Source organism: Chryseobacterium sp. CP-77, from assembly GCF_036362765.1.
GTDB lineage: Bacteria > Bacteroidota > Bacteroidia > Flavobacteriales > Weeksellaceae > Chryseobacterium > Chryseobacterium cupriresistens.
The window spans coordinates 411638-438032 of sequence record NZ_CP143637.1 but is presented as its reverse complement, the minus strand read 5'-3'; the positions used below and the strand labels follow the sequence as shown (position 1 = coordinate 438032).

The window sequence follows — 26395 nt, the reverse complement described above, 5'->3', positions numbered from 1 at the left end:
TTGTTTTATTTTCTTCTTTCAGCCAGATCTTTTTCAATCTGAACTTCCATTTTTTTGTTGATTTTGTAAAATAAAAGCAGTCCGCAGGCAATGAAAAACGGAATGGACGGGAAGATACTCACAAGCATTTTCGCTCCTGCTGCCACTGTTTCAGGCTGAATCACCTGTTCACTCCCATGTACGGAGATGTATCCGTATTTTCCAATGATCAAAGCTACCAGAGAGCTTCCGATGCTTAGCCCCACTTTCAATCCTACCATCATGGCAGAGAAAATAATAGCCGTTGCCCTGCGGTTGTTCTTCCATTCCGAATAATCGGCCACATCAGCAATCATTGCCCACAAAAGCGGTGTGCTGATTCCATAAAAGAATCCGTGTAAAATCTGCGACAGGAACATAATTCCCACTGCTTTCGGAGGATAAAATATAAAGAACAGAATGAAAAGTGTAGAGATAAATAATGACGCTATGAAAGTATCTCTTTTTCCAAATCTGTCTGCCAGTTTTTTAGAGAAGGTAATGCCGACGATCATCATCACAATTCCTCCTGCATTAAATAATCCGAACCCAGCAGACTTGGGATCTTCTCCAAAGAAATTCATCCCTGCAGAATTAAAAAATGCTGTAATGGGTGAGATAAAACTTTTGAGAGCATTTTCATCCACATAGTTATTGAAATAGTATACATACGATCCTCCTTTCATTGCAAGCGTGATGAATATAAATGCAGTCACGGTCAGCATAATAATCCATGGCCTGTTCTGGAACAAATCTTTTAAATCCTCTTTCAGGCTCGATTTCTGCTCCGGTTTGGGAATGATTCTTTCTTTGGTGGTAAAAAAGGTAATCAAAAGCATGATGGATCCGATCACAGCCAGCCATGTCATAACGGTCTCAATTCCCTGTGCCTTGTCTCCATGTCCTACATATAAAATGATAGGGAGCATAAATACCTGTACAAAGAATTGTGCAAACATTACTGCTACAAAACGGTATGAAGAAATACTGTTCCTTTCTCCCATATCTCCCGTGATAACGCCACTCAGAGCAGCATAAGGCAGGTTATTGGAAGCGTATAATAACAATAATAATGAATAAGTAACTGCAGCATAAATCATTTTACCCTGATAGGAAAAGTGAGGCGTACTGAAGGCTAACAGAGCTGCAATACCAAGCGGTACAGCCGTAAATAAAATCCATGGACGGAATTTCCCCCATCGTGAGCTTGTACGGTCTGCCAGTGCTCCGATAAGCGGGTTAAAGCCAAACCCGGCAATTAAACCTACCGTAAGGGTGATAACAGAAGCATCTTCTGCTTTGAGTCCGTAAATATCTGTATAAAAATAGGTCAGGTAGGTGACTAAGGTCTGAAAAACAAGGTTGGCTGCCAGATCTCCGAGGCTATACCCTACTTTTTCTATTACCGATATTTTTTGTGGCTGATGATCCATTGATTGTAATAAGGTTTTCTATGTTAAATTAATTTTTTTCTGTTGTAAAAGGTGAAGCCGGAAGTCCGCTTTTATTTTTAAGATTGCCGTCCGGGTTGTCTGCCCAGTCGTAGCGTACATTGACAGGGTTGGTGACCTGATCATTCCATACCCTAACTTTATTTCCTTTTGCTTCTGCTTTTGCCCATTGGTAACGGCCATCTTTCTGCTGTATGGCAAAACCATTCAGTTCTCCCTGTATCAGATCGTCTGTACCGGGTTTAAAGGATAGAATAATGGTTTTTCCTTCTGTTTTCATCAACTGATAAACGGGTCCGTCAGCTATGATTTTTTTGCCTTCCCCGACTTTCAGAGCCTGCAAAGCCAACCTGTCACCCACTGTTTTTTTATTGAGCGGATGAATATCATTCCATTCTCCCACATCAATCGTTACCGCAAGTCCTGAATAAGGAACATTAAGAGAAACCTGTCTCTGTTGTTCTCTCAGCTCGGCCCAGTTGCTTTCAATTGGTTCATCTTTTTTCTCCATGAAATTGGCCAGCTGCACAATGAAGAACGGCAGATCATTCTTATTCCATTTTGAACGCCAGTCGGAGATCATTGTTGACAGCAAATCTCCGTATTCTTTTGGTTTTCCTGTATTGCTTTCACCCTGGTACCAGATAAATCCTTTGATTTTATAATTGATCAGCGGATTAATCATCGCATTGTAAAGCCCTACCGGTTTCCAGCGGATAAATGTCTGTCCGGGAGCCATTTTTTCCATTTTTGCTCCTATTTTATATTTCCACTCGCCTTTAAGGTCAGTTTTTTGACCGTCGATTTCCAGATAATACGGTTTATCAGCAATAAACTGTCCTTTTCCGCTGCCATTGATGACTCTTACGGTAATGATATTCTTTCCTTCTTTTAAAACACCTTTCGGAATGTCATACCATCTCGGTGGATATTCATAGGTTACATTGCCTACTTTGATTCCATTGATGTAAGTAATATCGGCATCTTTTATCCTGCCCAGATTGAGAAATGCTGTTTTCTGATCCACTCCTTTTGGCAGAATAATTTCTTTGCGGAACCATACAGAACCGTCAAACGGAGCTTCCTGGTCTTCCCATGATCCCGGAACCATCATGGTTTTCCACCCGGAATCATTCCCGTTATCTTTTTCCCAGTGCTGGTTGAAACCAATATCACTCTGATCCAGCTCTGCATACCATGCTTTGCTTAATGATCTTTCCTGGGATTCTGTAGATTGTATCAGGTCATCGTTTTTCCATTTTTCTGCTTCAGCCAGGTATTCCGGGTATTTTTTCAGTGATTTTTCATCCATCCAGGCCTGAACCGGAGAGCCTCCCAAGCTGGTATGAATAATTCCTACCGGGACTTTATTTTTTTCATTCAGTTCTTTGGCAAAGAAATAGGCAACTCCTGAAAAATCAAGAATAGTCTGAGGATTGGTACTTTCCCACTTCCCTCCGTCAAGGTCATTTTGCGGAGCCTTAAAATTATATTTCTGCGGAACTGTAAAGAATCTTATATTCTGATTATTGGCGTTTTTAATTTCATTTTCATATAAAGGTGTCAGCCTGCGCATCGGAAGTTCCATATTGGATTGTCCTGAGGCTACCCACACATCACCAATAAGAATATCTTTAAGGGTGATCTCATTAATCATCATAGTATATGGGCCTCCGGCATTAAGCTTTGGAAGCATAAGAGACCAGTTTCCCCTTTGGTCTGCGGTGGCGTTATAGGTTTTATTGATAAACTTAATTGTAATTTTTTCTCCTGCATCTGCATATCCCCAGATTTTAAGATCCTGATTTCTCTGAAGGATCATTCCGTCTGAAACCAATGCGGGAAGCCTTACCTTTGCATGAAAACTGCAAATAGCTGCAAGAAAAAATAATAAATATAGAGTTCTGTTCTTCATGGAAAAAATCTGTTTTTAATGTTGGTTCAGCTTTATTTCTTTTCGTAATTTTTTGTCAGTAAACGGACTTCAATGACTTTAGCGGTCATGAGTTTTTCGTCTGCCAGAAATTTTACACTAAGATTTTCTTTATTCTTTTCTGAATCCGGAATCGGAATGACCAGATATTGAGGTAAGGCTCCGGACTTTCCTTCCAGATTTTGGGTAATGACTTTTTTACCGTTGATCTCAATATTCAGCGTACGGCTGGTATTCGCATCAAAGTACAGCAGGTAAAGGTATGAAGCATTTTTTCCGTTATTTTTCATCTGATAACTGAACCAGCCTTTGGCATCACGGAAATGGCGGTCTTCCATATATCCTGTACCAGAGTCTTTGCTTTCTATAAAGTGATCTGATTCCGGCTGCTGTTCTCCCAGCTGGATCTTATCTGTGGTGATCATATCCAGCTTGCTGGTTTCTGCTTCTTCTTTTGCCCTTTGCTTCACAATATTTTCTATCCCGTTTTTGTCAGCCTGAGGCCAGTACAAAATATATCTTTCTGCCTGAATACTGTAAAACGGTACAAGATCTAAACCTTTCCCGAATTTTTCAGACGGATAAAGACCTGTAACGGTAAAGTTGAGCGGTTTATTGTTCGAAGGCGCAACATGACTGACAACTTCTGAAGAATTTCCGAGGATAACGGGAATTTCGTTTAAAGGGATCTGCGGACCATGAGCAATATGGCCTCCTCTGCTATCGTCCGCAAGAAGTCCCTGTTGATTTTCGGTACCGTATGTTGCGGCAAGCACCACAGGACCGTATTTAAATGCATAATAACTGGAGCGGTCAGGCAGCTGTTCTGCGGAAAGATGCATCGGCAGGGTCATTTTCACAACATCACCTTTTCTCCATTTTTTAGTCAGTGTAAAATAGCCGTCGGAACCACGCTGTGCTTTTTCCTGTTTTCCGTTGATCAGAATTTTTACTTCCGAAGGTGTGGTCCATTCCGGGCATCTCAGTTTTAAATCAAATTCTGATTTTCCCGCGGCATCAAAGATCAATGTTGTTTCAGGAACTTCCGGGAAGTTGTTCACCTGACGGAGCACTACTTTTTGCTGTTTCCATGTCAATGTGGAAGGGATAAACAGGTTTACAAATAAATCCTTATCCGACCGGGCATAAATCATTTCCCCATATTTGGCATGGTTTTCCATTCCGGATCCTACACAGCACCAGAAGCTGGTCTGAGGCTGCGAATACACACGGTAATGTCCGGGACGCATTGGCGTAAAGTAAACAAAGCCTCCCTGATCATGATTTTCTGTGGAAAGAATATGATTGTATAATGCTTTTTCGTAATAATCTATATAATACGATTCGGGCTGCGTTGCATAAAGCTCTTTGGTAAGCTTCAGCATATTATAGGTATTGCAGGTTTCCGGACCTTCAATACTTTTTATCATACTGCTGAAATCATTGACAGGGTTAAAATGCTCACTGACACTGTTACCGCCAATAACTGAAGATCTTTTCTCTGTAACGTTATGCCAGAAAAAATCAGCGGCATTACTCCAGGACGTATTGTTTTCAAGATCGGCAATACGCTTGTAGCCGATTACTTTTGGAATCTGTGTATTGGCATGCAGTCCTGTAAGTTTATCTTCTCCTGATAAAAGCGGTGTAAGAATAGCCTGATGGGAAAAACGGTGAGCCAGTTTGAGATATTTCCGGTCATGAGTGATATCGTAAACATCTGCAAAAACTTCGTTGAGTCCTCCATGTTCACTGCGCAGCATATCCTGTATCTGCTCATCAGAAAGATCTGAAACTTCATTTGCCATCCAATCTGTAAGCTTTATAAGCATTGCCTTTGCTTTTTCATTTTTGGCATACCAATACGCATCGCGCAGCCCTGAGTATAGTTTGTGAATATTATATAAAGGTACCCAGCGGTCGTTCAAACCGAAGCCTGAAGCGCGAATATTTCCCTGTTTTATTTCTTTCCAGATTTTTTTCCCGTTGGGAATCCCTGAAATGTATCCGTCCGGAGAGGCTTTCTGGCAGCGTTCCAACTCACTGATCATATAATCAATTCTCTGTTGTATTGCCTTATCTCCTGTAGAGGCGTACATCAGGGATAATGCGGAAATATAATGTCCTCCTATGTGCCCATCCAGTCCGGTATTTTCCCAATTAGGATAATTATCTGCCCTGGGTTTCAACCCGGCTTCTTTAAGATAAGGAGCCAGCAGCCTGTCAGGTTCCATTGCCATGAGATATTGACGGTCTGCCATCATAGCTTTATTGAAAACACTCTCTGATAACTTTACAGTTTCCAAAGGGAAATAATGAATTTTCTTATTCATCTGCGCTGAGGCGAATGAAGCAAAACACAATAAAATAACCGAAAGTTTTGGGGTCATGGATAAATGTTAATTCAACATTTCTAAAATAACAGAAAGAATCTATATACGAAACATTTCCTGAGTCTGTTTGACTTATTTTTTCATTTAAAACTTTCAATAAAGCCCTGAAAACAACAAAAAACATACTACCTTATCATAAAAAATAAGATAATTAATTTACAGTAAAACAAAACCTTAAAACCATATGATTCCCTATGAAAATGAATCCAGGATATGTTTTGGCAAAAATTTCAAAGATATAGCAAATACCTTATCGTATTTTTAACGTTAAGTCCCTTTTCTTGACTATTATTAACATTCTTTTTAATTTTAACACAATTTTAACATTCAATTCATGTATGATTAACCTGATTTCAGTGATATTTTCCGGTTTTGATACCCGTTTTACCTCCCAAAATATCCGTTAGGAATAATTTTAATGAAATAAATCATTCAGATTAAAAAGTGTATGAATCACATTTATATAATATCATATTCATAAAAGCTTTACCTTTGTAGTAAAATATAAAAGATGACTGAGGATTACTCCCAATATCCCAAACACCTTGTTGCTGTTGACTGTATCATTTTCGGTTTTGACGGCGAAAATCTTAAAATCCTTTTGGTAAAAAGAAATTTTGAACCTCAAATGGGCGAATGGTCATTGATGGGTGGCTTCGTTGGCAATGAGGAAACTTCTGATGAGGCGGCTAACAGAGTTCTGTGTACATTGACCGGTCTTGAAAATATATATCTTGAACAGCTGAAATGTTATACAGAAATTAACCGTGAGCCGACAGCCAGAATCATGTCTATCTCCTATTATGCACTGATCAATATTGAGAAAGATATCCAGATCAATGAGCAGTACAGTGCAAAATGGGTGGAACTTCAGAAAGCTCCTGACCTTATTTTCGATCATAACGAAATGGTAAAGGATGCTGTAGCCAGGCTGAGGAGAAGAGCTTCCACAGGACCTATAGGATTTGAGCTTCTTCCTGAAAAGTTCACAATGAAAGATCTTCAGAATCTTTATGAAGCTATTTTTGATGAAAAATTTGACAAGCGGAATTTTACCAGCAAGATCAACAGTATGGATATCCTTGTGAATACGAATAAAAAGGATATGACGTCATCCAGAAAAGGGTCTTTTCTTTATCGGTTTGATGAAAAAAAATACAATAAAAAAATCTCACGGGGATTTATGTTTAAAATCTGACAGGCCAACCTGTTTAATTTTGGAAAAAGTATTCCAGAAAATTAATATTTTGGAATGATAAAAAATTCAGCATACTCTTATTAAAATCTCACTTTTGTGAGATTTTTTTTGTGCTCCTGGCGGAAATTTCCAGCAGGACAAACAGTTATTTTGTCTTTTTTCAGAATGCTCGTCATAAAAATTTATGATAAGGTTTTTTCTTTTTTCCTACCACACAAGGCATTATAATTATATGGTTTATAATCCTATTTATGATATGTAATTTTTTGTTAATTTTTAATAAAATATTGATTTATATTTAATATTATGTGTATTTTTATACAAAATTAATAACCATACTTAACAACAGATCAAATTTTCACAAACCCCGAACTTAACTTCGCGGGAACCAGAAAAAGAGAGAAAAAGATTTTCAAATTGCAAACTGAATAGAAATGATTCCAGTATTCTACCTGAAACCGGTATTTAGGCAAGGAGATATGGAGACAAACAGGTTAAACGGTTTAGTCATCTGAAATCAATCCTTATTCAAATCCACCGTTAATAAAAATTAAGAAGTTTTACTTATCTGCGCAATACTCCTGCGCAGGACGGAGAATCAAGATATTGACGGCTAAAAAATAAGACCAAACTTTAAATATATCAAATTATGAGAACAAACAAAATGTGGCTTTTTCTGGCCTTTCTGTTAATCATTCTTTCCAGCTGTTCTACGATGGATGAAAAAAATTTACTAGAAGACCCTGACACCAACTTAAGTGCCGGCGCTAGCGCAAGAGCATTGGCAGCAACACCAATGCTGCATGTCGGAGGCAGATACCTTAAAGACCCGTGTGACAATAATGTCATCTTACATGGTGTCGCCATAACTCCCAGCCCCTGGTTCAATGGTTGTCAGTATGGGGCTAATTCCGGCTACTGTACCTGGGATAATTACAATGTACAGGGCGCTCTGAACTATAATAAAGCTGTCATGAACAAGCTTAGCAGCGCTGCTGATGGCTGGTATCTCAATTACATCCGTCTTCATATTGACCCGTATTGGACCAATGATCCCGGACCGGCTATCCCTGAGAACGATATCTCAAGATTCAATTATAACCGCCTTGTAACGTATACAGATCAGGTGATAATCCCGCTGATTAACCATGCCCGCAGCCTGGGAATGTATGTCATCCTGCGTCCACCAGGTGTATGTCCAAACCGTATTGCTGTGAACGATGCCTATCATAGCTATCTTAAAACCGTATGGACCTTTTTGTCGCAACATCCGGGCCTAAAGAACGCTGACAATGTAATGTTCGAATTGGCCAACGAACCAGTTGAGATTCTGGGCACCAATGGCACATGGGGATCGACTGGAAACGAGCACTTTGCAGCACTTAAAAACTTCTTCCAGCCATTGGTTAACATCATTCGCAACAATGGAGCCAATAATGTTTGCTGGATACCGGGCACAGGATGGCAATCCCATTACCAAGGCTATGTCAATAACCAGATTACAGGTGGTAATATTGGTTATGCTGTTCATATTTATCCAGCTTACTGGGGCGGTCTCAGCAACTATCAAGCCTTTCAGAACGCATGGAATATCAATGTTAAACCGATTGCAGACATTGCACCGATTGCCATTACCGAGACCGACTGGGCACCGCAGGGCTATGGTACTTTTGGTATCGGTACAACAGGTACCGCAGGCGGAAGCGGATTTGGCGCCAATTTAAAATATATCGTGGATCAGTCAGGCAATGTAAGCTGGAATGTTCTTGCCCCGGATAATCTCCTCCACAAAGGCGATCCTAATGCAGGAACAGCCTACAACAACGATTGGGAAGCCTGCGCCGCACCAGTTAAACAGTGGTTTCAGCAATATGCATCCTCCAATTATCCTGTTGGAAACTGTAATACAACCAGCAGCCTGGTTAATAATGGTATTTATGAGATCGAGTTTCAGACCGATGCCAATAAAGTAGTTGATCTAAAATCCGGAGAGGATGCCAATGGCGCAGTGTTAAGACCATGGACAAGGAATGGTGCTGCCGCACAGCGCTGGGTTGCCATTGACGCCGGCAATGGTTACTGGCGTTTTGTATCCAAAGCGAGTGCAACCAATCGCTGCATTGATTTAGCCAGTAACAGCAATACACTGGGAACTTCGATAAGGCTTTGGCAGAACTATGGTAATGATGCACAAGCCTGGCAGGTAGTTGCTGTCTCCAATGGTTATTATAAAATCCTGTCCAAGGTAGACCCTACACGTGGCTGGGACATTCCCAACTGTACCATGGATGGCAATTCAAACTTACACCTTTGGGATTATTATGGTACGTCATGTCAATTGTTCAAGTTTAAATATATTGGAATGAACTGATATCAATAAAAAAACAGGGTGCTTTTTAAGCATCCTGTTTTTTTATTGTATGTGTGTCTCGTCCTGAAATAGCGATACACAAAAAAGAATCGTTATGGAAGAAACATTAACATCCACGTACATTAAACGCACACAGAAGGATTACAGTTTAAGTTTAAAACTTCAAATCGTGAAAGAAGTTGAATGTGGAGCGTCCACTATTACTAGTTGTCGTAAGAAATATGGTATTCAATCTCATGGTACTATTTTAAATTGGCTGAGAAAATATGGTAACTTTGATTGGGAAAACCAAAGACCTTATGCCATGGAAAAAACACCTGAACAACGTATTATGGAATTAGAAGCCCGGGTAAGGCTTCTTGAAAAGCAAAAGGCTTTTTTAGAAAAGCAGGCTTATATTGCAGATAAGAAGTCCATATTTTTTGATATGATGATTGATCTGGCTGAGAAAGAATATCACATTGATATTCGAAAAAACTCACCACCCGAACAATCGATTACTTCCGCAGTAAAGAAAAAGAAACTTTGATTTTTACTTGCGGATTGTTAGGGTTAAATAGACAAATCTATTATAGAAGTATAAAGCGTACGAAAGTTTGTAAAGATAAAGCTTCAGAGGTAGTAAAGCTTGTAGAGAATCTTCGTGTTAAGATGCCAAGGTTAGGAGGCAGGAAATTATATTTTATTTTACAGAGATCCTTAAGCTCCATTAAGGTAGGGAGAGATAAATTCTTTGCCATCTTAAAAGCTAATAATTTATTGATTGAACCTCGCAAAAGCTATCACATTACAACCAACTCTCATCATCGTTTTAGAAAGCATAAGAACCTGCTCCTTGACTATCACATAACAAAGCCCAACCAGGTATGGGTTGCAGATATTACTTATATAGGGAACCGAAAAAATCCAAGCTATTTAAGTTTAATAACTGATGCGTATTCTAAGAAAATAATGGGACACTTTGTTGCAGACAATTTAAATACACAGAGTAGTATTATAGCTTTAAAAAGAGCTCTAAAAAAGTATAAAGGTATGAGAGAATCTTTAATCCATCATTCCGATCGTGGTTTACAATACTGCTCGAACGAGTATCAAAGACTTTTACAGAAACATCAATTAAAATGTAGTATGACACAAAACTCTGATCCTTATGAAAATGCAGTAGCAGAGAGAATAAATGGTATTTTAAAGCATGAGTTTGATATTGATAAACATGATATAAACAACAATTTAAGGAAAAAGATAGTAAATGAATCTATCGAAATCTACAATAATTTACGCCCACATTTTTCAAATCATTATCTAACTCCAAACCAAATGCATAACCAGTCAAAAATTAAAATGAAAACCTATAAAAACAAAAACCAAAGCAATAGTAAAATTACTCTGGTTTAATTATTTATTTTTGTACTATAATCTGTATCAGATTTTCAGGACTAGTCAGTGAAAAGTCAATTTTGCTTCGCAAGTCAATGGTGAATTTTTAAAATTGACAAGTGAAACGAATTCACTATTGACCATTCACTTTTGTCATATATTCAATCTACACAAAATAATCAGTAAAAGCATTGCATACGATCAAAACTAAAATTCAGATTCAAATATATTGAGATGAACCAAGCGCAATAGAAGTGCATATAGCTAATTCTGAAACAAAAAAAATAGGATGCTCAAAAAGCATCCTATTTTTAATAATGTGTGAAAAGTCAATTTGCTTCGCAAGTCAATGGTGAATTTTTAAAATTGACAGTGAAACGAATTCACTATTGACTATTAACTTTTAAAAAGTCAATTTGCTTCGCAGTCAATGGTGAATTTCTAAAATTGACAAGTGAAATGAATTCACTATTGACCATTCACTTTTGTCATATATTCAATCTACACAAAATAATCAGTAAAAGCATTGCATACGATCAAAACTAAAATTCAGATTCAAATATATTGAGATGAACCAAGCGCAATAGAAGTGCATATAGCTAATTCTGAAATAAAAAAAAATAGGATGCTCAAAAAAAAGCATCCTATTTTTAATAATGTGTGAAAAGTCAATTTTGCTTCGCAAGTCAATGGTGAATTTTTAAAATTGACAAGTGAAACGAATTCACTATTGACCATTCACTTATAACATATTTCTACGTTTACCAAAATCTTACATACAAGGCGGTCAGTAAAAGCAGCGTCATCACAATCAAAACTAATGTCCTGTTGTCTACTTTAAACATTGCTACATCAATGGCAAAGGCTTTAGGATTAATTTTCGGACCTGCAAGACTGATCAGAATCATCGCGATTATGGTGATAAAGAATGACCATCCCATATTGATCAGGAAAGGAATTTCGGTAATGGTATGCACTACTCCGTTCTCAAGCTTTTCATAAGTGAATGCGGTATACATCCAGGTTTCTTTCCCAAAAATTCCCACGGCAAAGCTGTTGAAGAAGATCGCCAGGACAAATCCTAAAATTACTCCTACCAAAGCCGCTGTGCCAGTTGTTCTTTTCCAGAACATTCCCAGAAGGAACATGGCAAAAACTCCCGGACTGATAAAGCCTGTATATTTCTGGATAAATGTGAAACCGCCTTCGCCACCAATTCCTAAAACATCTGTCCAGGTAAAGGCCAGTGCAGCCATCATGGCGATAATAATAACCCAACGACCCGTTCTCACCATCTGAATTTCGGTGGCATCTGTTTTAAGGTATTTCTTATAGATATCCAGGGTAAAAATGGTTGAGATACTGTTCACTTTTCCTGCCAGTGAAGCTACAATCGCTGCGGTCAATGCTGCAATAGCCAATCCTTTCAATCCTACTGGTAAGAATCCCAATATTGCAGAGTAGGCACCGTCTTTCACTCCGTTGAATCCGGGAAGGTGTCCTTTTGAATATAAAACATAAGCGGCAATTCCCGGAAGCATTACAATCACAGGCATAAATAGTTTCAGAAAACCTGCAAACAGAATTCCTGTTCTTGCCGTTTTCAGATCTGCTCCCAAAGCTCTCTGTGTAATATACTGATTGCACCCCCAATAGTTCAGGTTAACAATCCATTGCCCGGCAAAATACATGGCCAGACCCGGTAACACCACATATTTCTGTACCTCAAGGTTCTGAGGCATTGCCAAAGTAGTATTCGTAGTTGTTGGTTTTTGAAGAATCAGCTTAAAGTGCTGCGGAGCCTCATTGATCAGGGTATTGAATCCTGCCAGTGCATTTCCTACAGCTGCTCCGTTGATTCTCTGATCCACGATCTGCAAAGCCATATACACTGTTGCAAAACCTCCGATAATTAGGACAGCCACCTGTATAACGTCTGTATATCCAATTACTTTCATTCCTCCGAGACCAATCAGAAGGGCCATAAGCAAAAGACCGATCATAATACCGTGAAGATGTTCTCCTCCCAATAAAGTATCAATAGCAAGAGCTCCAAGGTAAAGAATGGAAGTAAGATTCACAATAACATACAGAAACAGCCAGAATACGGCCATGATGAGTGAAACAGATTTGTTATACCTTCTTTCCAGAAACTGGGGCATGGTATAGATCTTATTTTTAAGATAGATGGGAATAAACCAGACTGCGATAATGATCAACGCAAGAGCAGCTATCCATTCGTAAGCGGCAACAGCGATTCCGACAAAGAAACCTTCACCGCTCATTCCGATAAACTGTTCAGCAGAAATATTGGAAGCAATTAAGCTGGCTCCGATCGCCCACCAGGTCAAAGATCCTTCCGCAAGGAAATAATCCTTACTTCCTGTGGATTCAGACTTTTTCTTTTTATAGATCCATAATCCGTAAGAAGCTACCACTACAAAATAGATCAGGAATATGATGATATCAATAGTTGCTAATTTTCCCATAGTTTACTTTTTTACGGAGAATTTATAGATGGTTTTCGAGTGGTATTTCTGTCCGGGCTTCAGTTCTGTGGAAGGAAAAGAGGCCTGATTCGGTGAATCCGGGAAGTGCTGTGTCTCTAAGCAGAATCCTGTTCTGAATTCATTTTTACCTCCGGTTTTGGTATCAAATTTTCCATCAAGAAAATTTCCGGAATAAAACTGCACACCGGGTTCATCCGTGAAGACTTCCATTAATCTTCCTGTTCCCTGGTGATACACTTTCGCGATACTTCTCAAACCTTTTCCATTTAAAATCCAGTTATGGTCATATCCTTTTCCTTTTTTCAGCTGATCATCGTCTGCACTGATATCTTTTCCGATAGACTTTGAAACCGTAAAATCAAAAGGAGTTCCTTTTACTGCTTTCTGCTCACCAGTAGGAATCAATGTTTCATTTACCGGAAGAAAATGATCTGCATTAATCTGTAGTTCATGATCAGTAATCGTTTTAGTAAAATTCCCGGACAGGTTAAAATAAGAATGCTGGGTAAGATTTACCACTGTAGGCTTATCCGTCTCAGCCTCGTAAGAAATTTCCAAGGCGTTATCGTCTGTAAGGGTGTAGAAAACAGTTGTTGTTACCTTCCCCGGATATCCTTCCTCACCGTCTGCGCTGGTATAGGATAATTTCAATGTCGGAAATTTTGCATCCTTTACTATCTCAATATTCCAGAATCTGGTATGAAATCCCTCCTTTCCTCCGTGAAGGCTGTTGGGACCATCATTTTTGTTGATTTCATAGGTTTTGCCATCGAGTGTAAATTTGGCATTAGCAATTCTGTTGCCGTATCTTCCGATCAATGCTCCGAAATAATAAGGGTTGCCATCGAAATATCCTTCGGGTTTTGTAAAGCCAAGGACTACATCCTCATATTTTCCGTTTCTGTCCGGAGCGGTTAAAGAGGTGATAATTCCTCCGAAGTTGATGACCTCAACTTTCATCCCGTTTTTATTGGTCAGCGTGTATTTTTTAATAGAATCACCTTTGGGCGTCACTCCATAGGCTGAAGTTTGAACATTCTCCATTTTTCCTGAAATATCCTGTTTGTTATTTTCTTTTCTACAGCCGAAAATAATTAAAAATAATAAAATAAAAATGCCGTTATATGTTGTTTTTTTCATAATTATTTACATATTTTTTACAATTAATTAACGATAATACATTTCATTCCAACGAAGTGTATTTTTAAAATCACGCATTCTGGTATCTTCATCAATGACTAATGATTCAATTCCTGCTATTTCAGCAAAATCTTCCAGCTGCTCTGCCGAAATATTTTCACTGTAACATGTATGGTGTGCCCCTCCCGCCAGTATCCAGGCTTCTGCGGCTGTGTATAAATCAGGAAGAGGTTTCCATAAAACTCTTGCTACCGGAAGTTTTGGCAGCTCTTCTGTAATTTCCAATGCTCTGGTTTTGTTGATCAGCAGTCTGAAATGGTTTCCAAAGTCCATCAGTGCTGCGTTCAGAGAATCAATATTTCCTCTGGAGTTAAAAACAAGACGAACAGGATCTGCTTTTCCTCCGATTCCCAACGGATGGATCTCACATGAAGGTTTTCCGGCTGCCAGCACAGGGTCTACTTCCAGCATGTGGGAGCCTAAAATAGAAGGGTTAGAAGGATCAAGATGATAGGTATAATCTTCCATAAAGGCATTTCCACCTTCAAGGCCCTGCCCCATTGTTTTCATGGCACGTACCAGTGCCGCTGTTTTCCAATCTCCTTCGCCTGCAAATCCGTATCCTTTCTGCATCAGGCGCTGTACGGCAATTCCCGGCAGCTGTTCCAGCCCGTGAAGGTCTTCAAAGGTATCTGAAAATCCTTTAAATCCTCCATCTTTTAAAAATTTTTCAAGTCCTAATTCAATTTTTGCGGCGGTGTGCAGTGAACTTCTGTTAGCACCTCCTTCCAGAAGGGAAGCTGCCATGTGATAAGAAGATTCATATTCTTCCATAAGGCTTTTTACTTCTCCTTCGCTTACAGAATTGATAACGCTTACAAGATCACCGATTCCCCAGGTATTGACTGAAAAGCCGAACTGGGTTTCAGCTTCCACTTTATCTCCATCTGTTACGGCAACAAATCGCATATTATCTCCGAAGCGTACAAATTTAGCTCCCTGCCAGTCGTCCCAGCCTGCAGCAACACGGCTCCAGTCGCCGATCTGCTTCTGAACTCTTTCTTCCGACCAGTGCCCAACCACAACTTTTCTGTTCTTTCGGAGCCTGCTTACCATAAAACCAAATTCACGGTCTCCATGAGCCGCCTGGTTAAGGTTCATAAAATCCATATCCATGGTAGACCACGGAATATCTCTGTTGAACTGGGTATGCAGATGCAGAAGAGGTTTCTGTAAAATTTTTAATCCTCTGATCCACATTTTGGCTGGTGAAAAGGTGTGCATCCAGGTGATAACTCCTATACAGTTTTCTGCATGATTGGCGGCTGCAATAGTTTCAAATATCTCTTCGGTAGTTTTTACCGTTGGCTTTACAATGATTTTTACCGGAATGAAAGAAGATTTTTCTAGTTCTTCCCCAATTTTTCTTGAGTGGTCTGCCACTTGTGCCAGTGTTTCTGGCCCATATAAATGCTGACTTCCTGTGATGAACCAGACTTCTTTGGTATTGAGAGGTGTTAACATAGTTTTGTTGATCGTTAATAGTTGTTTATCTTAAAGTGTTTAGTGTTTAAATTTCTGTCCGTAGTAGGCATTCTTGCCGTGCTTACGTTCATAATGTTTTTTGATGAGTGAGTCTTTCAGACGTTCCGCATCAGGATTGATCTGCCTGGTGAGATAAGCCATTTCGGCAATGGTTTCCAGCACTTTGCTGTTGTAGACAGCCTTCTCTGCATTTTTCCCCCAGGTAAACGGACCGTGATTGCCTATAAGAACCATTTCTACTTCTTCCGGAGAGAGCTGTTTTTCTTTAAAGCATTCCAGAATCTGTATTCCTGTATTGTATTCGTAGTTTCCTTCGATCAGCTCGTCCCGCATCGGTGGAGCGCAGGGAATATCCGTCGTAAGATGATCTGCATGGGTGGTCCCGAAAACAGGGATATCCAATTGTGCCTGTGCCCACGCCACGGAATAGATCGCATGCGTGTGGGAAATTCCACCGATGTTTTCCCAGTTTTTATACAGATAAGCATGGGTTTTGGTATCAGAAGAAGGTCTGAGACTGCCTTCAATGACATTGGCATCAAAGTCTAAAATCACCATATCTTCCGGCTTTAAAATGTCATAGGGAACACCGCTTGGTTTAATGGCAAAAATACCTTTATCACGGTCTACAGCGCTTACATTTCCGAAAGTATAGACCACCAGCTTCAGGGCATCCAGCTGCATATTCGCTTCATAGCATTCTCTTTGGAGTTCTTTATAGGTATTCATTTTGAGTAGTATTCAAAAGGTTAAATGGGAGAATCAGGAGTTTTGAAGTTCTTTCCTGTTGTTTTTCAGTCTGGTATTGTTTTCTACAAAATCAGCGAGCTTCTGGTATTGCTGCATTAGTTCTCTGTAGTGCTGCACTTCTTCCGCTTTCGGCTGGTATTCCGCTTCAAATGCGGAGCCCATTTTCATACTGGCTTCCTGAACGGTCGGATAAATTCCTGCTGACACGGCCGCATAAACAGCAGCTCCCAAAGCAGGAGTCTGGTCTGAAGCGGCAACAACAATCGGCATATCCAGAACATTAGCAAGGGTCTGCATGATAAACGGCGATTTCCTTGCGACTCCTCCGATTCCGATCACTTTATTGATTTTCACCCCTTCCTCCTCAAAACGGTCAACGATCTTCTTAGCTCCGAAACAAATGGCATTGACTAAAGCTTTGAAAATATGGGGTGCTTTTGTTCCCAGAGAAAGCTGGCTGATCGCTGCCTTAAGTTCCTGATCTGCATCCGGTGTTCTTCTTCCGTTTACCCAGTCCAAGGCAACCGGAACAGTATCTGAAAGAGGAATTTTTTCTGCTTCAAGGGTCAATTTTCGGATAAGTCCGGTCTCCATTTCTTCAGCAAGCTTTGTCTTCTGCTCCTCTGAAATACTTTCGGAATGCATCATCACCTGATGAACCGGCCACATCAGGATATCTTTATACCATGCCAGTACATCTCCAAAGGCAGACTGCCCTGCTTCAAGTCCTATCAGTCCGGGAATTACAGAGCCGTCAACCTGTCCGCAGATTCCTTTTACGGTTGTATCTCCGATAGCTTCCTGTGAGGCTACCATAATATCACAGGTAGAAGTTCCCATAATTCTGATCAGGGTATTTTCTTCCACCTTTGCTCCCACTGCGCCTGAATGGGCATCAAAAGTTCCTACTGTAATAATAGTTTGGGTGGTAAGACCGGTTTTTGCGGCCCATTCTTCATTCAGGCAGCCGGCAATTTCATCTGAAGTATAGGTTTCCCTGTATAATCTTCCTCTGAGCGTTCCCAGAGAAGGATCTAGCCTGTTGAGGAATTCTTCGGAAGGCAGCCCGTCCCATGATTCATGCCACATGGCTTTGTGGCCGGCAGCACAACGGCTTCTTTTGAAGGTTGCCAGGTCTTTATGATCTGATAAAAGATAGGTCAGATAATCACAGTGCTCCATCCAGGTGTATGCAGCATTTTTTACCTCTGCATCAGCTCTGCTGATGTGCAGTATTTTGGCCCAGAACCATTCTGAAGAGTAAATACCGCCTTCATATTTTGTATAATCTTCACCACCCCAGGTTCTTGCAAGGGTATTGATTTCTTCGGCTTCACGGATAGCGGTGTGGTCTTTCCATAAAACCATCATGGCATTGGGATTTTCCTCAAACCCCGGAACCAGCGCCAGAGCTGTTCCGTCACTTGTAACCGGAAGCGGTGAAGAGCCTGTAGTATCAATACAAATACTGACGATCTGCTCTGCCGGTACCCCGCTTTCTTTTACTACTTCTGAAATGGTTTTCTCCAGACCTTCAATATGATCTGAAGGATGCTGTCTGAAACTGTTGGCTGAAGGATTACAAAATTTACCTTCCTTCCATCTCTGGTAGTAGCTGACTGAAGAAGTTATTTCAGAACCGTTTTCAGTATCAATAAGGACGGCCCGTACGGAATCTGTACCGTAGTCCAGCCCGATAACATATTTTTTCATGGTGGTGAAACGTTTTTGATTATTGAGATTTTAAATTCTCCTGATGAGATAAAAACAAATATAAGATTCTATTTTAAATAAATGTAAAAAACACACTTATTTTTTATAACATACTATAAAACAGTTTATTAAATTGTTTTCACCTTTAAAACAACCAAAGAATTGGCCGGAATTTCCGTTGAAATTTCACCTTTTTTAGCTTCTGAATTCTCCTCTTTGGGTTTCACAGGTTCAGCATCGAAATTATTCTCACTGGAAAGCTGTGGGGCAGACAGAAGAATTTTGGTTACTTTTTTACCGATTTTCAGAGTTCCGGGGTTGATACTTACCGTTTTAGCCTGAGTATCAGTATTGACCATTTTTATAATGATCTCATGAGTTTTGGCATCTTTAACTGCTGTAGCGTATAATTTTTCCTGGCCGGATACTGCTTTTCCGTTGCTTTCTATTTTCAGTACATCCGTTCCTTTATTGTTGGAGAATAATTTCTGAACATAATAATTGGGAGTGGCGTAAGATTTCAGATTATTGAACCAGATGAGATCGGGCGTCCACTGCCAGCCATCAGCATGGGCAAAAAGCGGTGCGTAGGAAGTCATATAGACCACATCTGCATTTCTTTCAAGACCGGTCATAAAAGCAGCTTCTGAAAGGGCCGTCAGCCAGTTATTTTTGTTATCAGGTTTTACCACTCCTACCGACTGGGCTGCATATTCCCCGGCAAAGACTTTTGGCCCGGAACGGTCATACTGGTCATATCTGCCTGCATTTTTCATAAACCAGTCGGGTGAGTTGTAATAATGTTCATCTACAATCTGTGCGTTAAGCTGCTTCAGTTCTTTCCAGCCATATTCAAAGAACTCGCCATCGGGTGATGGTCCGCTTCCGGAAATAATCTTAATGCCGGGATATTTTGTATGAATGGCTTTTTCAAATACTTTATAACGTTCAATATAATCCGCTCCCCACTGTTCATTTCCCACTCCGATAAATTTTAAATTAAAAGGTTGTGGATGTCCCATTTCAGCACGGATTTTACCCCATTTTGTTCCGGAATCTCCGTTGGCAAATTCAATCAGATCAAGGGCATCCTGAATATAAGGATCGAGGTCTTCTATTTTTACCAGCTCTGCGGTATTGAACTGACATGCCATTCCACAGCTCAGAATAGGAACCGGTTCTGCACCCAGATCTTCGGAAAGCTGAAAATATTCATAAAATCCTAATCCGAAAGACTGTCCGTAATCCGGTGTAAGCCTGTGTGGAAAGCCTGTGCTCCATTTATTGATGAGGTATTCACGGTCTGCCACATTTCCTATTGTTTTTTTCCACTGATACCGTTCTGCCAGAGTTCTTCCTTCTACAATACAGCCTCCCGGAAATCTCAAAAATCCGGGCTGCAAATCGTATAGTTTCTGAACAAGGTCTTTTCGTAATCCTCCTTTTCTGCTTTTCCAGGTATTTTGAGGAAAAAGTGAGATCATATCCATGTTGACAATGCCGTTTCCGGTAAATGTAATCTGCAGTTTTGCTTTTTCTACAGTTTGTGGTGATTTAAAAACGGCTGTATATTTCTGCCAGCCCTTTCCTTTAATGAGTGTGGAGACTGAAGAAATTTCCTTTCCATTTTCATCAACAAGACTTGCATTTACCGCAGCAATATTTCCTGAAACATTCTCCAGATCAAAGCTGAAATCATATTGTTCTCCCTGGTGAAGCCCTATTCCCCTGAAACCTTCATTCTCCAGAATATAATTTTTATCATTGAGAACGGTAATTCTTGCATAATTCTTATTGGTTTTGGCAGGATCGGAATAAATGGTCAGAAACCCGGAGTCCAGATTAGGAGAAAGTGTTTTTGTGTTGGGCTGTTTCCATCCTGTGAAAGGTTCGTCAAATTCAAAGCTGCGGTTTTTAATAAGCTCCGCATATAATCCGCCATCTGCAGCAAAATTGATGTCTTCAAAGAAAATCCCGTACATGGTGGGTTGTATTTTAACAGGTGCCGGAGTTTCTTTCAAATCCAGGTTAAAAGTACGGACCGTATTATTCTGAGCCGAAAAAAAAGCAGCACTCAGAGAAACCGCGATGGAAAATATTTTATTTGTTGTTGTCATAGATCATATATTTTGAAAGCTAAAGCATACCTCAATTTATCCTGAATCAATTTTATTTTACTTTTAACTGAATACTTTTTAACCCCGCATCATCAGAAGTTCCGCCATAAAAAATGGTATAATCGCCGGGTTTTGCAACCAGATCATCTGCTTTTTCATCATAGAAGGCAAATGACTCTTTGGAGAGGGTTAGCTGAATATTTTTTGTTTCTTCAGATTTGATTAAAACTCTTTCAAAAGCTCTTAACGTTTTTACCGGTGCCTGGGCATCATGATTTCTTTTGATATAGACCTGAACGACTTCTTCACCCTCCCTTTCTGAAATATTGGTTACCGGAATTGTGATCGTCACATTTTCGCTGGTACTGATCGTATTTTTGCTGAGTTTTGAATCTCCGTAAACAAATTTTGAATAGCTCAGGCCATGCCCGAACGGATAAAGAGGCTTTTCTGTCATATAACGGTACGTTCTCCCCTGCATATCATAATTTTCAAATCCTTCGTGCTTGCTTGTCTTTGAAAGAGCGTTATCCAGCTGTTCAAGGTTTTTGTAAAAAGTAATGGGCAGTTTTCCGGAAGGGTTATAATCTCCTGCCAAAACATCTGCTACAGCCGTTCCTCCGGATTGTCCGCCATACCAGACATTCAACAAAGCATCATAATTTTTCTCATCCTGTTCCAATCCCAGGGCGCTTCCTGTACAAAGAATAAAAACAACAGGTTTTCCGGTTTTTCTAAGCTCCGCCAACAGGTCCCTCTGGACTTTAGGAAGGGCAATCGAAGTTTTGTCACCTCCTCTGAAGCCTTCTGCATTCACCATCATCTCTTCACCTTCCAGACTTGGTGAAAGTCCGCCTGCGAAGACAATGACGTCTGCATTTTTTACCTTTTCTCTCACCGAAGCAAAATTAACAGGGTCTTTTCTGTACGCTTCAAAGGTGATGCTCACATATTTTCCTTTTTGTGTATGACGCAGTTCTATCTTGTATTCTTTTCCTTTTTCCATTTTTACAGGAAACTCTGAAGGATGTCTTGCATCAGGTCCTTTTCTTGTTGCGATTTCTTTTCCGTCCACGAAAAGGGTATAGATATCGGAAGTGGAAGCAGAAAACACGACCTCTCCTGTATAGGTACTTTTAAAAATCCCTGAAATGATCGCTGAGGTATTTTCTCTTCCTACATTGGGTGCAAGCTGGGTTCCTCCAAAGCTGTTGTAGCTGATGGCAGTAGAATTTACGGAAACATTGGCCGGCTGGCCTTTGAATTCATTGTTATTGAAGAACGCTACTTTCATTCCTTTCGCGCCGTTTTTCTGACTGATAAAATTCTGATAGAGTGAGGTTCTGGAAGAAGGATCTGTGACTTCGCTTCCTTTTTCGTAGATAATTTCAGCGTTCGGGAATTTGGTTTTGATTCCGTCCAAAATGGTTACAATGGAAGAAGGGGTTCCGTTATAATTTCCCAGCTGCATCAATCCGTCATCAGCGTTTGGTCCTACAACGGCAATTTTTTTAATATTTCTGCTGAGAGGCAGAATATTCTTTTCGTTTTTCATCAGCACAATTGATTTTTGTGCCATTTTCAGTGCCTGCTTTTTATGTTCTTCAGAATCGACTACAGCATATGGAATGGTATTCCAGTGAACGGAAGATTTCGGATCAAGCATTCCCAGCTCAAACCAGCCTTTAAGGATTCTGCGCATTGATGCATCGATATCCTTTTCGGTAATCAGTCCACTTGCAAGAGATTTATTCAGATTGTTATAGGTATCTCCGCATTCCAGATCTGTAGAATGTTTCAAAGCATCTGCTGCGGTTGTTTTTTCATCAGGATGAGTGCCATGGTATTTTTTCTGAAAGAAATCGGCCAGTGCCCAGCAGTCTGAGACCACCATTCCATCATACTTCCATTTTCCACGGAGAATTTCAGTAAGCAACGTATTATTGGCACAACACGGCTGGCCATCAAAAGCATTGTAGGCGCACATTACTTCTCTTACATTTCCTTCCTGAACCAATGCTTTGAAAGCAGGAAGATACGTCTCATACAGATCTCTTTTTGATATTTCTGCGTTATAAGAGTGGCGGTTCCATTCCGGTCCGCTATGTACTGCAAAATGCTTGGCACAAGCGTGGGTTTTAAAATATTTCGGGTCATTTCCCTGCAGCCCTTTTACTGCAGCAACACCCAGAACAGAGGTAAGATAAGGGTCTTCGCCATAGGTTTCCTGGCCTCTTCCCCATCTTGGGTCACGAAAGATATTGATATTGGGTGTCCAGAAGGTCAGTCCTTCGTACCGCCCTGTTTTTTGGGCTTCATCAAAAGATCTGTTGTATTTTGCCCGTGCTTCATCAGAGATCATTTCAAAAGTTTTCAAATGCTCCGGAACATCCCATGTTGCCGCCATCCCGATCGCCTGAGGAAAAACAGTAGCTGTTCCTGCTCTTGCCACCCCGTGAAGCGCTTCATTCCACCATCCGTAGGCTGGAATTTCCAAACGGGGAACTGCCTGGGAATTATCCATCATCATTCCTATCTTTTCTTCTGTTGTCAGTAAAGTAAGAAGGTTCTCTATTCTTTCATTAACCGGAAGATCCGGGTTTCTGAATGGGTATTTATAATGGCTCTGGGCAAAAAATAAAGGTGCTGCCAGGGTTGCACATAGGATTAATACAATTCTTTTCATAGGTAATATGGTTTCGATAAAGTCCTAAGACTTTGTGGATTCTGTAAATAATGATTTCTAACCACTGATTTCACGGATTTTCACAGATGACTGCGCATATTTCTTTATAATAATTAGAGGTCAGTAAAGTCCTAAAAACTTTTGTGGATTCTGCAAATAATGATTTAACCACTGATTTCACATATCTTCATGGATAATTATGTTTTCATTCTTATTTTATACAAATTGCCTTATCATTGGGCAGCAATGCTCTAAAAAACAAATATAACGTTCTATTTTAAATAAATGTAAATAATACACTTAAATTGATAGTAAATCCTACTTACTTTTGGTTTTCATCTACCAAATTGTGGAAATAAAGCCACCATAAGCAATGCTCATGATGGCTTTGGATTCAGTTTACTCTTTGGTAAATTTTTGTTTTAGTACCGTATTATTTTTATGAGTAACCTCAATAAAGTAAATACCGGCCGGGAAATCTCCCACATTAATATGGTTTTTTCCTGAATTTATTTTTAATCCGGATCTGATCACACTTCCCCTTCCGTCAAAAATGGTGGCGGCAGCTTCTGACAGATCAGAATCAATGAAAAGGTCTGCTTTTACCGGGTTAGGATATATTTTTATTCCCTCTTTTTTAGCTTCAGCAGAAATGTTTCTGGCACTTAACGATCCGAAATTTAAAGGAAGAACATTAGCTGAATAGGCATTTTCTTCTGTAAGATATGCTTTGAAAGATCCTATTACAGGCTCACTTCCGGCAGTTACTTTATAAAAGCCTGTTACTCCGTTTTCTGTTTTCAGCACATAGGCATTCGCCGGAACTTTGATACTCTGATAGACTCCGTTCATCTGATTGACCGTGATTGCTTTGGATGTGGAAACATTTCCTGTACCGTTGAAAGTAATATTCCCTGTCGCATTGATGAGTACCGGAGTATTCGCGGGAATGATCCCGTTTGAAATTGCGGTACAATTGATATTGCTTGCATCCGGAGACATCAGATAAGCAGTAACTCCGGAAGGTATATTAGCCTGGAATGGCAAGATAAGGACGTCATAGCCATTAATGGTACGGCTGTAAGAAGCTGTATTGGCTGTAAAGTTAAACGGCACCTGAAAATCCTTACCCTGACCGGAAAGGACAAGATTTGAACAAGCTGTCCCTGAAATCACATTATTGGCAGATGAACTTACATTTGAATTCACATAATAAATGCTGTTAGTGTTGGCACTCATAGGCTGCCAGTTGTTGGAAGAAGTAACTCCTGATACATTTCTGAAATCTACAGAAGTATAATAGCCGTTTTCCAGTGCATCCATCAGATAGCTGTCGCTTGCGGAGTAGGTTCCTCCGAATTTAGAAGCAATTTCATTTCCTACATTGAAATAAACATCTCCCAGATTAAGAGTCAGTACAGAGCTGTAATTGGAATTTCTCAGTCCTAAAATTCCTTTGCATCCGTCCGTAAGCACCTGTCTTGAAATATCTAATGTGATATCGAAATTTCCTCCCTGTGGAAAATTAATCTTGCCGTAATTATATGATTTTGTTACACCCTGACTGTTGATGTAATATAAAGTCGTATTGTCCGAATAGCTTTGTCCCGCTGTTGTATAGCTGTTTACATGCAGGATCAGTTTATTGTATCGGTCATTAAGCTGAAGATATCCGTTAGCCGCAGTCATATTATTACTGATAAGAGGGCTTGGATTGGAGAACGTCACCGTTGTATTACTGATATTGAATCCTGTCCCAAAAGCTGTACTGGTCGCAGTCTGGGTTTCAATTTTATTATAATGAATATCGCCGCCTGTCATGAGAGAAGCTGGTCTGTCACCGCTTTTATTGAAAACAAAAGTCATGACGCTGGAAGGGCTGATATCAGCAGTAGGCCGGAATGTTGCCGTACTCAAAGAAATAGGTGTACTCACCATATTGGATTGTGTATTGGTCAGTACTTTTGTTCCTGAAGTAGTGTAAAAAGGCAGGTCAACCTTCAAACTATAGGAATTCTGAGAAGGATTAATAACCATAAGAACAACCTGATTTCCATCCTGGGAAATATAGGAAGATCCTTGTAAAACTCCGGTTTTGTCATCCCATTTGGCTTCTATTCTCGTTTTTCCTGTTGTGTATTTGGCATAATGAGAAAGGATGTAACCTCTTTTGGTCATTACACCTGCAGGAGTTCCGTAAGTTCCATCACCCATTAAGCCATAATACCTTTTTGCAGAGTAATGAATCCATGCATTGACATTACCTAATAGTGCATTGTTGACGCTGCTGGCAAAGGTAAATGCATCTGTATTCCAGCTGAAGTCACGGGCCGGCTGGGTGGATGAAGAGTTCCAGTTGATCAGATATTCTGTCTGCCAGATTTCTTTGTTGTAATTCTGGAATTGTTTGTAGGTAGACTGCATAAGCCCGTATTGATGCCCTCCATACACTTCAAAATTAGCCATTGCCGAAGGATCCAGCAAAGCATTGGCAAAATTATCCGTAAATCCCACACTTTCCGGGGCAATCACTTTACAGTTGATGAGCTGCCCATAGTTCTTGATAAAAGTTGCAATTTGTGCAGGAGTCCAGATACATCCCTGATACTGAGCCATTTCGTCCGGCTCATTTTGAATGGATATATAATCAAGCTCTACTCCGTTGTTCTGAAGATAGGTTACAAAACTGTTGAGATAAAGGGCATAATCCTGATAATTTTCCGGCTTTAAATATCCGATCTGTTGTACTCCGTTAGCATCAGTATACACTGCATTGACATGGTTATTGGTTTTCCAGGCTGCGGGCATGGTCCAGGGCGAAGCAAAAATGGTAAGTCCCATAGATTTGGCGAGTTGTGCTGTAGCCAGTACAGAACTCCAGTTGCTGCTGTTCTCGGGAATATACAATCTCATAATATTATACCCACCTTCACTGGAAGCTCCCCAAAGCGTCTGAATCTCTGACGTAGACATATGGTTATACGCAAACTGGGGACTGCAGACAAATCCTCCGAATCCTTTTATTTTCTGATAAGGAATATTCTTATCAATTTTTACGGTTGTAAGCTGTCCATGCAGCATCAGGCTGCAAAACAGAGCTATAGACTGAATGGTTACAAGACTTAAAATTTTTTTCATAATGGTTTAGTTTTAGATAGTCGTGATTTTGATCGTAAACAATTAAAGTAAGGGC

Annotated in this window: 15 protein-coding genes; 4 read left to right on the top strand and 11 right to left on the bottom strand. The window is 40.0% G+C overall.

Annotated features, from left to right (window positions below):
- Positions 1-5: 5 nt before the first annotated feature.
- From V0410_RS01835 to V0410_RS01825, 3 genes are read right to left on the bottom strand one after another with little or no spacing between them, the layout of a single operon-like run.
- Positions 6-1451, bottom strand: coding sequence for an MFS transporter (locus V0410_RS01835; RefSeq protein WP_232719807.1), 1446 nt, complete (start codon positions 1449-1451; stop codon positions 6-8).
- Between the two features lie 28 nt (positions 1452-1479).
- Entirely contained in the window at positions 1480-3384 is a 1905-nt protein-coding gene (locus V0410_RS01830; protein ID WP_330746082.1) for a sialate O-acetylesterase, read from the bottom strand.
- Positions 3385-3416: 32 nt separating this feature from the next.
- Positions 3417-5792, bottom strand: a complete 2376-nt coding sequence (locus V0410_RS01825; protein WP_330746081.1) for a glycoside hydrolase family 127 protein — start codon at positions 5790-5792, stop codon at positions 3417-3419.
- 514 nt (positions 5793-6306) lie between these two features.
- Here V0410_RS01825 and V0410_RS01820 point away from each other — a divergent pair.
- The 4 genes from V0410_RS01820 (at position 6307) to V0410_RS01805 (ending at position 10759) form a co-directional block, all read left to right on the top strand.
- Positions 6307-6993 (top strand): NUDIX hydrolase, encoded by a 687-nt coding sequence (locus V0410_RS01820; RefSeq protein WP_330746080.1) that lies wholly within the window; start codon positions 6307-6309, stop codon positions 6991-6993.
- A 649-nt stretch (positions 6994-7642) separates the two neighbouring features.
- Positions 7643-9364 (top strand): RICIN domain-containing protein, encoded by a 1722-nt coding sequence (locus V0410_RS01815; RefSeq protein WP_330746079.1) that lies wholly within the window; start codon positions 7643-7645, stop codon positions 9362-9364.
- A 94-nt stretch (positions 9365-9458) separates the two neighbouring features.
- On the top strand, positions 9459-9893 hold the full coding sequence (locus tag V0410_RS01810) for a hypothetical protein (protein WP_330746078.1): 435 nt from the start codon (positions 9459-9461) through the stop codon (positions 9891-9893).
- Positions 9890-10759, top strand: coding sequence for an IS3 family transposase (locus V0410_RS01805; RefSeq protein ID WP_330746077.1), 870 nt, complete (start codon positions 9890-9892; stop codon positions 10757-10759). Before V0410_RS01810 ends, V0410_RS01805 begins: the two co-directional genes overlap by 4 nt.
- Positions 10760-11502: 743 nt before the next feature.
- Here V0410_RS01805 and V0410_RS01800 read toward each other — a convergent pair.
- From V0410_RS01800 to V0410_RS01765, 8 genes are all read right to left on the bottom strand, one after another.
- Positions 11503-13230, bottom strand: coding sequence for a sodium:solute symporter family transporter (locus V0410_RS01800; RefSeq protein ID WP_330746076.1), 1728 nt, complete (start codon positions 13228-13230; stop codon positions 11503-11505).
- Between the two features lie 3 nt (positions 13231-13233).
- Positions 13234-14391 (bottom strand): aldose epimerase family protein, encoded by a 1158-nt coding sequence (locus V0410_RS01795; RefSeq protein WP_330746075.1) that lies wholly within the window; start codon positions 14389-14391, stop codon positions 13234-13236.
- A 27-nt stretch (positions 14392-14418) separates the two neighbouring features.
- A complete protein-coding gene (gene araA, locus V0410_RS01790) occupies positions 14419-15915 on the bottom strand; it encodes an L-arabinose isomerase (protein WP_330746074.1) in 1497 nt (498 codons plus the stop codon).
- Between the two features lie 39 nt (positions 15916-15954).
- Positions 15955-16665, bottom strand: coding sequence for an L-ribulose-5-phosphate 4-epimerase (locus V0410_RS01785; RefSeq protein ID WP_330746073.1), 711 nt, complete (start codon positions 16663-16665; stop codon positions 15955-15957).
- Positions 16666-16698: 33 nt separating this feature from the next.
- Entirely contained in the window at positions 16699-18399 is a 1701-nt protein-coding gene (locus V0410_RS01780) for a ribulokinase (protein WP_330746072.1), read from the bottom strand.
- Positions 18400-18527: 128 nt separating this feature from the next.
- Positions 18528-20516 (bottom strand): alpha-L-arabinofuranosidase C-terminal domain-containing protein, encoded by a 1989-nt coding sequence (locus V0410_RS01775; protein ID WP_330746071.1) that lies wholly within the window; start codon positions 20514-20516, stop codon positions 18528-18530.
- A 52-nt stretch (positions 20517-20568) separates the two neighbouring features.
- Positions 20569-23202 carry a glycoside hydrolase family 3 C-terminal domain-containing protein gene (locus V0410_RS01770; protein ID WP_330746070.1) on the bottom strand — a complete coding sequence of 878 codons (2634 nt, stop codon included), beginning with the start codon at positions 23200-23202 and terminating at the stop codon, positions 20569-20571.
- 399 nt (positions 23203-23601) lie between these two features.
- Positions 23602-26340: a T9SS type A sorting domain-containing protein gene (locus V0410_RS01765; protein WP_330746069.1), complete on the bottom strand. Its 2739-nt coding sequence runs from the start codon at positions 26338-26340 to the stop codon at positions 23602-23604.
- Positions 26341-26395 lie beyond the last annotated feature (55 nt).